The organism is Chromohalobacter sp. HP20-39, assembly GCF_033052815.1.
GTDB lineage: Bacteria > Pseudomonadota > Gammaproteobacteria > Pseudomonadales > Halomonadaceae > Chromohalobacter.
The window spans coordinates 1-254 of record NZ_JAWHTP010000908.1; the positions used below are offsets into that span (position 1 = coordinate 1).

At 66.9% G+C, this 254-nt stretch carries 1 protein-coding gene; it reads right to left on the minus strand.

Features of this window, described 5'->3' with window-relative positions:
- The coding region (locus tag RVY79_RS20610) for a glycosyltransferase 87 family protein (protein ID WP_317466460.1) at window positions 1-254 on the minus strand (254 nt) is incomplete at both ends.

Genomic DNA, 254 nt, shown 5'->3' on the forward strand with positions numbered 1-254 from the left:
CCAGCGCTGCCGTGAGCAGCGAGTTCTGCCCCAGCAGCCCCGACACAAACACCGCCGGCGATGCCACGATGGGCAGCCACACCCCCTGGCGCCAGACCGAGCGGACACCCAGCAGCCAGCCGGCCGCCTTCACGTAGAAGGTGCCGGTGGCCAGCACGAACAGCACATAGCTGGGCCAGAACGGCAGCAGCGCAAGCGGGATGATCAGCAGCAGGAACGTTGGGGGGTAAAGCCAGGGCATGACGATCTTGCTG